7 protein-coding genes are annotated in these 6,601 nt (G+C 66.0%); 6 read left to right on the top strand and 1 reads right to left on the bottom strand.

Annotated features, from left to right (window positions below):
• The 5 genes from HUK84_RS08360 to HUK84_RS08340 all read left to right on the top strand — a co-directional run.
• A partial coding sequence (locus HUK84_RS08360; RefSeq protein WP_176639889.1) for an NADH-quinone oxidoreductase subunit N occupies positions 1-1,103 on the top strand: 1,103 nt, incomplete at its 5' end.
• A gap of 54 nt (positions 1,104-1,157) precedes the next feature.
• On the top strand, positions 1,158-1,619 hold the full coding sequence (locus HUK84_RS08355) for a CBS domain-containing protein (RefSeq protein WP_176639888.1): 462 nt from the start codon (positions 1,158-1,160) through the stop codon (positions 1,617-1,619).
• A 288-nt stretch (positions 1,620-1,907) separates the two neighbouring features.
• Positions 1,908-3,509, top strand: a complete 1,602-nt coding sequence (locus HUK84_RS08350) for a flavin monoamine oxidase family protein (RefSeq protein WP_176639887.1) — start codon at positions 1,908-1,910, stop codon at positions 3,507-3,509.
• Positions 3,509-3,928, top strand: coding sequence for a c-type cytochrome (locus tag HUK84_RS08345; protein WP_176639886.1), 420 nt, complete (start codon positions 3,509-3,511; stop codon positions 3,926-3,928). Before HUK84_RS08350 ends, HUK84_RS08345 begins: the two co-directional genes overlap by 1 nt.
• Before the next feature lie 5 nt (positions 3,929-3,933).
• Positions 3,934-4,440 carry a RidA family protein gene (locus HUK84_RS08340; RefSeq protein ID WP_176639885.1) on the top strand — a complete coding sequence of 169 codons (507 nt, stop codon included), beginning with the start codon at positions 3,934-3,936 and terminating at the stop codon, positions 4,438-4,440.
• A 625-nt stretch (positions 4,441-5,065) separates the two neighbouring features.
• On the opposite strand, the gene HUK84_RS08335 is transcribed toward HUK84_RS08340, so the two are convergent.
• Complete coding sequence (locus HUK84_RS08335; RefSeq protein ID WP_176639884.1) at positions 5,066-5,917, bottom strand: MurR/RpiR family transcriptional regulator; 852 nt, start codon at positions 5,915-5,917, stop codon at positions 5,066-5,068.
• 307 nt (positions 5,918-6,224) lie between these two features.
• Here HUK84_RS08335 and HUK84_RS08330 point away from each other — a divergent pair.
• A partial coding sequence (locus HUK84_RS08330; protein ID WP_374729294.1) for an ATP-binding cassette domain-containing protein occupies positions 6,225-6,601 on the top strand: 377 nt, incomplete at its 3' end.

Below are 6,601 nucleotides of genomic sequence, written 5' to 3'. Positions count from 1 at the left end.
CCAGCGCCCACGCGACGGCGCTCTTCCTGGGGCTGGAAACGCTCAGCCTGTCGCTCCCCGGCCTGGTGGCCTACCGCGCGACCCGGCCCGAGGCCGCCGAGGCCGCGATGAAATATCTCATCCTGTCGGCCGTCTCGTCCGCGATCCTGCTTTTCGGGCTGGCGCTGTCCTATCTGCTGGGGGGCAAGCTGACATTCGCCGCCCCGGCCGGCACCGGCGGCATGCTGGGCGCGGCGGCGGCGATCATGGTCCTGACCGGCCTGTTCTTCAAATTGTCGGTCGTGCCGTTCCATCTCTGGCTGGCGGACGTGGTCGAAGGCGCCGCCGTGCCAGTCGCGGCATTCGTCGCGGTCCTGTCGAAGATCGCGCTGTTCGTCGCCCTGGTCCATTATGTCGCGGGCGGGATGGGGGCATTGTCTCCCGAACTGTCGACCCTGGCGGTGCTCAGCATGCTGGGCGGCAACCTCCTGGCGCTGCGCCAGACGAATCTGAAACGGCTGCTGGCCGGCTCGTCCATCGCCCATATCGGCTACCTGCTGGTGCCGCTGCTGGCGGCCGGCACCCTGGGGGCGGGCAGCGCGGCCTTCTACCTGGCGGTCTATTCTGCGGCCACGCTGGGCGCCTTCGCCGTGCTCGGCATGGCCGGCGGCGAGGCCGAACTGGACGCCTGGCGCGGCATGTTCCAACGCCGCCCCGCCGTCGCCTGCCTCCTGTCGGTCATGCTGCTGTCGCTGGCGGGCATCCCCCCGGTCGCCGGCTTCTTCGCCAAGGCCTATATCCTGACGGCTGCGATGTCGGCCGATCGCATCGTCCTGTCGGCGGCCGTGATCGTCGGAAGCGTGATCGGGCTCTACTACTACCTGAATGTCGCGCGGACGATGATGGCGCCCACCCCCGCCGACGCGGCCGCGACCGGCAGGGAAGGGGCGCCGTCGTCCCCCGGTCCGGCGGCGCTGCTGGCCGTCGTGGTGATCCTGCTGGGCCTGCTGCCCGGACCTCTGGTACGATGGAGCGGCGGCCTGGTGGCCGGCATGACCGCACGGCCTCACGCTTTTCTGTATGCGCTTGGCGCCTCTCCCGCGCCGGCCCCCTTTCCCCGCTAGGCCGCACGCCCAATCTGACGGGCCTGTCACCCGGCGCGGGAAGGAGGCGCAGAAATGACCACGTCCGTTCTGCAGGTGCTGGATCGCAAGGGCCATCACGTCGAGACCGTGCCGGAAGAGACCCCGGTGGACGAGATCGCCCGCCTGCTCAGTACGCGGCATATCGGCGGCGTCCCGGTGACGGACCGGGCCGGCACCCTGCAGGGGCTGGTCTCGGAACGGACGCTGGTGACCGTCCTGACACGGCAGGAGGCCGATTTCGGCCATCTTCTGGCCCGCGACGTCATGATGCGCAACGTGCCGGTCGCGGCGTTGGACGACGATATCGCCATCGTGGCACGCCGCATGACCGATTGCCGCACCCGGCATGTCCCGGTGCTCGAGGGCGGCGCAATCGTCGGCCTGGTCAGTATCGGAGACCTGGTCAAGTTCCGCCTCGACGAGGCGGCGGCCAGGATAACCTCGCTGCAACATTATATTACCAGTGACGAGGCCCCCGGCAGCCGGGCGACCTGATCGCGCCAGATTCATTCGCCAGCGAGATATTTCCGCCCGCCTGTTGCGGATGGGTAACAGTGCAATACGTCGTGCGATGCGGGGCGATCGGACCGAATCGCGGTTTCCCGGCCTGCTTTTTCGCTCAAGACGGGCACCCTCCCGACATGGGCCGGAGAAAAACCGTTACGATGGGAAAATCCGACGATTGCCCAAGCGCAATGGAAACCTGTAACTATGCTCCCCCGTGGCGCGGCTTCGTTCGCCGGGCCCGATCATGTTTCTGTGATGTCTTTCTGGGGAAGCTTGATGACAAATGCTTTTCGGCGTCCGGCGGCCACGCGCCGCCAGATGCTGACCCGAATCGGGATCTTGGGGGGAAGCGCCGCCCTCTACCAGGCCATGACCAGCCTGGGACACGCGGCGGGCACCGATTTTTCCGGCCCCCCGGCCCTGAGCGGGGCGAAGCACGGCACGAAGGTGCTGGTGCTGGGCGCCGGTCTGGCCGGAATGCTCGCGGCCTATGAGCTGCGCAAGGCCGGCTATCAGGTCCAGGTCCTGGAATTCCAGAGCCGCAGCGGCGGCCGCAACATCTCGCTCCGCGGCGGCGACACGCTGACCGAACTGGGCGGCGCAACCCAGAAGGTGCAGTTCGCGTCGGGCAACTACATCAATCCCGGTCCGTGGCGCATCCCCTATCATCATCAGGGCCTGCTGCATTACTGCAAGGCGTTCGGCGTCGACCTGGAACCGTTCATCGAGCTGAACCACAATTCCTGGCTGCATTCCTCGCAGGTCTTCGGCGGCAAGCCGGTGCGCTATCGCGACTATGCGTCCGACTTCACGGGCTTCACCGCCGAATTGCTGTCCAAGGCGATCGACCAGCACAAGCTGGACGACGTGATGTCCGGCGACGAACGCGCCCATGTCGCGGCGGCGCTGCGCGGCTGGGGCGGGCTGGAGCCCGACGGATCATACCGCAAGGGCGCGATCAGTTCCCTGCGCCGCGGCTTTGCCAAGTCCCAGGGCGGCGGCGTCAACGGCGCGCCGATTCCCTCGGACCTGTTCGCGCGCGACGACGTCATGCGCTCCGGCCTGTGGCAGTGGATGGCCTTCCATGAGCGGCTGGACATGCAGACGACCATGTTCCAGCCCGTCGGCGGCATGGACCAGATCGGCAAGGCCTTCACCCGCCAGGTGCACGACCTGATCACGCTGAACTGCAAGGTGTCGTCGATCCATCAGAACGATCGCGGCGTGACGGTGACCTATAACGATATGGCGCATGGCGGCGCCGTACGTCAGGCCCAGGCGGATTACTGCGTCTGCACCATCCCGCTGTCGGTGCTCTCGCAGCTCGACGTACAGGTCAGCGGCCCGCTCAAGGCCGCGATCGCGGCGGTTCCCTATGCGTCGTCGGTCAAGCTGGGGCTGGAATTCAACCGCCGGTTCTGGGAGGAAGACGACCAGATCTACGGCGGCATCAGCTTCACCGACCAGCCGATCAGCCAGATCTCGTACCCGAGCCACGGTTATTTCTCCAAGGGACCGGCGGTCCTGCTCGGCGGCTACATGTTCGGCCCGGCGGCCTATGATTTCGCGGGCATGAGCCCGGCCGAGCGGATCGAGCACGGCCTGGCGCAGGGACAGGTGATCCATCCCAACTACCGCAAGGAATTCCGCGGCGGCGTCGCCCTGGCCTGGAGCCGCATGCCCTGGACGCTGGGATGCTGTTCCATGTGGTCCGAGCAATCGCGCAAGACCCATTACAAGACGCTGTGCGCGATGGACAACCGCATCGTGCTGGCGGGCGAGCACGCCTCGTATATCGGCTGCTGGCAGGAAGGTGCGATCCTGTCGTCGCTGGATGCCATTACCCGCCTGCACGAACGTGCGCTGGGAGCTGCCTGATGCGTTCCACCTTTTTTCTCATGGCCGGTCTCGCGGCCGCGACATGCCTCGCCACCCAGGCCCGCGCCGACAGCGCCAGCGCCGTCGTGGGGAAGATGCAGCCCCTGAATAATGGCGCGGCGGTCTACCAGCATGTGTGCCAGGGCTGCCACATGCCTGACGGCAAGGGCGCCGTGGGGTCGGGCGCGCGGTTCCCCGCCCTGGCCGGGAATCCCAAGCTCGCCAGCGGCGACTACCCCGTCTATGTCGTGCTCAACGGCTTCGGCGGCATGCCGTGGTTTTCCGGGCTGCTGAACGACAGGCAGGTGGCCGACGTCGTGAACTATGTCCGCACCAATTTCGGCAATCACTACACCGATATGGTCAAGCCGGCCGACGTCGCGTCCCAGCGCCCGGTCATTACCCCCGAACAGGATTGATTCAGATGACGATGAACAAGTTTGCAGGGCTGGCCCTGGCGGCCGCCCTGGCGTGCGGCACGGCTTCGGCGGCCCGGGCGGCGGACGTGGTGCGCCATACCGATCCGGCCAGCCATTTTCCGATCGCCACGGCGATCGAGGTGCCGCCGGGCGCCAGCACGATCTATCTCAGCGGCATCGGCGCGCCCGCGATCGACAAGACCGCGAAGCCGATGACGCTGGCGGCCTATGGCGATACCGAGACGCAGGTGCGCGGCGCCCTGACCCGGATTCAGGCCGAACTGGCGAAGCTGAAGCTGACGATGGGCGACGTCGTGCAGATGCATATCTACATGGTCGCCGATCCCAAGCTGGGCAAGATCGACTTCCCCGGGATGATGAAAGCTTATACCGAATTCTTCGGAACGGCGCAGCAGCCCAAGTTGCCGACGCGATCCGCCTTCGAAGTGGCCCACCTAGCCAATCCCGGATGGCTGGCTGAAATCGAAGTCACGGCCGTTCGCGCCCACTGACCGCTCGTCCCCGGGGGTGCCGGACACGCCCGGGGTCTCATGACGCCGCGTTCCAGAAATGAAGAAACATTGATGGTCCCCCCCAGGCTGGAACAAGAGGCCGGAACAAGGGGCCGGGACATGATCGCCGCGCTCCGCCACCTTGCGGGCACGATGCCCAGGCCGGTCGCGCGCAATAAAAGAAAAAGAATCGTAACGATCGATGGAACTTCCGTAGCTGACTCGGGTTGACACCGATGTTCTCTCGGGAGGATCCAGCCATGCAGCCAGATGAAAGCGTAAAGCCTGATCGCTCGCCTTCGGTCCAGCATCAGGGCCAGTCCGTCTCGTCCCGCGGCTATCCGCCGGTCGCGGATTCCTTGTGTTTCGAGACCGTGCCATTGGGCGCGCCGGGCGCCGGCCGGCCATCCGGCGAGTCCTGAACGGCCAAGGCCCGAACGGTCTCGATCCTGAATGACCATACCCCGGGCGCTCCAGGGCCCGGATATGGTCGGGCGTCGGGGTGGAAAAACCCCGCCATTCCAGAGCAGATCCCGTTCAAACGGACTCGCTTGAACGGGTGAAAACGCCCGATAAAATAATAACTTAGAGCATTTCCACTGAACGCCGGTTCAGTGGAAATGCTCTAAAAATGTTCGATCCGGCTGCGGAACTGGTTCAGCCGGTCAAGCGCGTCGATGGTCTGCTCGCGATCGACAACCGACAGGCCGAACGCAATGCTCTCCAGGATCGCGACGGTTGCGGAATGCAGGGCGATATGTTCCTCTCTGCCCCGCATGGCCGAAACGATCGCCGTGCCCGGGGGCACATTCTCCGCCTGAATGCGGTCGGTCACCAGAACGGTCGGCAGGCCCAGACGCGACGCTTCCTGAAACAGGACCGCGATTTCCCGGTAGAGCGTGCCATAGGCCATGACCACCAGCCCGTCTCCGTCACGCAGGCTGACCAGGTCATCGGCAAAGGCCCGCCCGGTCGTGCCGATGACGAAGCTGCTGCGGCCGTTTCGGTTCAGCACCCGGCACAGGTAATCGGCCAGACCGGTCGAGGGACCGATCCCGAAGATCGCCACCCGCCGGGCAGGATAGAGGCAGCGCACCGCGTTGACGATGCGCTCCTGCGCCGCCGGATTCTGCAAGGCCGCGATCATCTCGGCATGGGTGCCCAGGACCGCGCCGATGGCGTCGGGAAGGTCCGAACCGATATCCCGGATCGTCCGGGTCAACGCCGTGGCCGGGTTGCTCGCCGGGCTCAGGCTGGCGACCAGCGTCTGGCGCATCTCCGCCAGGCTCTCGAAACCCATGGCCTGGATCGAACGGATGATCGTGGCATCCGACGTATTCAGGCGTTGCGCCAGGTCGGCGGCCGAACTGGCCAGGGTCAGCGCGCGATTGGCATGAATGAACTGCGCGATGCGGCGGGCGGTCGCGGACAGGCCCGAATCGGGATGCAGGCTCTTAACGATCGGATCCCGTTCCAAGATAATCCCCCGCACTAAAATGCAATTTAAAAAACATACCAGACCTGCTCCGCGGCACGGCCATGGTTCATAAGAACTTCATTCTGTAGCATGTGCCACATGCGAGGCCCGACGATGGCGGCCCCTGTGACGCCTGCCGCATCTGGGCTGGTCGGTGCATAGCCTCGACCACGAGATTCCACCCGCGCACGCCTCGCTGGAATTCGACGCCACGCATCTTTTCGTCTACCCGGAATCCTGACGCCATCCATTCAAGCCCCCGCCTCCGCCGTCCTCTTCCCCCGAACATCGGAATGGTTGCAGCAGCGTGCCCGACCCGTCTCCTTCCGCACTCTCCCACGGCCTGTCCGTGCGCGATCTCGGCAATCCTCATGCCGGACCGTTCGATTTCGACGTGCCGCGCGGCGAATGCCTGGTCATTACCGGCATGTCCGGCACCGGCAAGTCGGTGCTGCTGCGCATGATCGCCGATCTCGATCCGCACGGGGGCGACGCGATGCTGGACGGCCGGTCCTGCGTGGCAATGCCCGCGCATCGCTGGCGGCGGCAGGTGCAGTACCTGCCGGCCGAGCCCGGATGGTGGTCCGACTCCGTCCTCGACCACATGCCCGACGACGCCGCGACGCGGGCGCTGATGGCCCGGACCGGCCTGCGCGACGGCCTGCTGCGGGACCCGGTACACCG

Origin of the sequence: Nguyenibacter vanlangensis, assembly GCF_013376155.1 — a bacterium.
In the GTDB taxonomy this organism is placed as follows: Bacteria; Pseudomonadota; Alphaproteobacteria; order Acetobacterales; family Acetobacteraceae; genus Gluconacetobacter; species Gluconacetobacter vanlangensis.
This window is presented reverse-complemented; position numbering and strand designations above follow the sequence as displayed.

Excerpts from the sequence above, each read along its gene's own strand:
- HUK84_RS08355 (WP_176639888.1), top strand. The coding sequence starts at position 1,158 with ATGACCACGTCCGTTCTGCAGGTGCTGGATCGCAAGGGCCATCACGTC.
- HUK84_RS08350 (WP_176639887.1), top strand. The coding sequence starts at position 1,908 with ATGACAAATGCTTTTCGGCGTCCGGCGGCCACGCGCCGCCAGATGCTG.
- HUK84_RS08345 (WP_176639886.1), top strand. The coding sequence starts at position 3,509 with ATGCGTTCCACCTTTTTTCTCATGGCCGGTCTCGCGGCCGCGACATGC.
- HUK84_RS08340 (WP_176639885.1), top strand. The coding sequence starts at position 3,934 with ATGACGATGAACAAGTTTGCAGGGCTGGCCCTGGCGGCCGCCCTGGCG.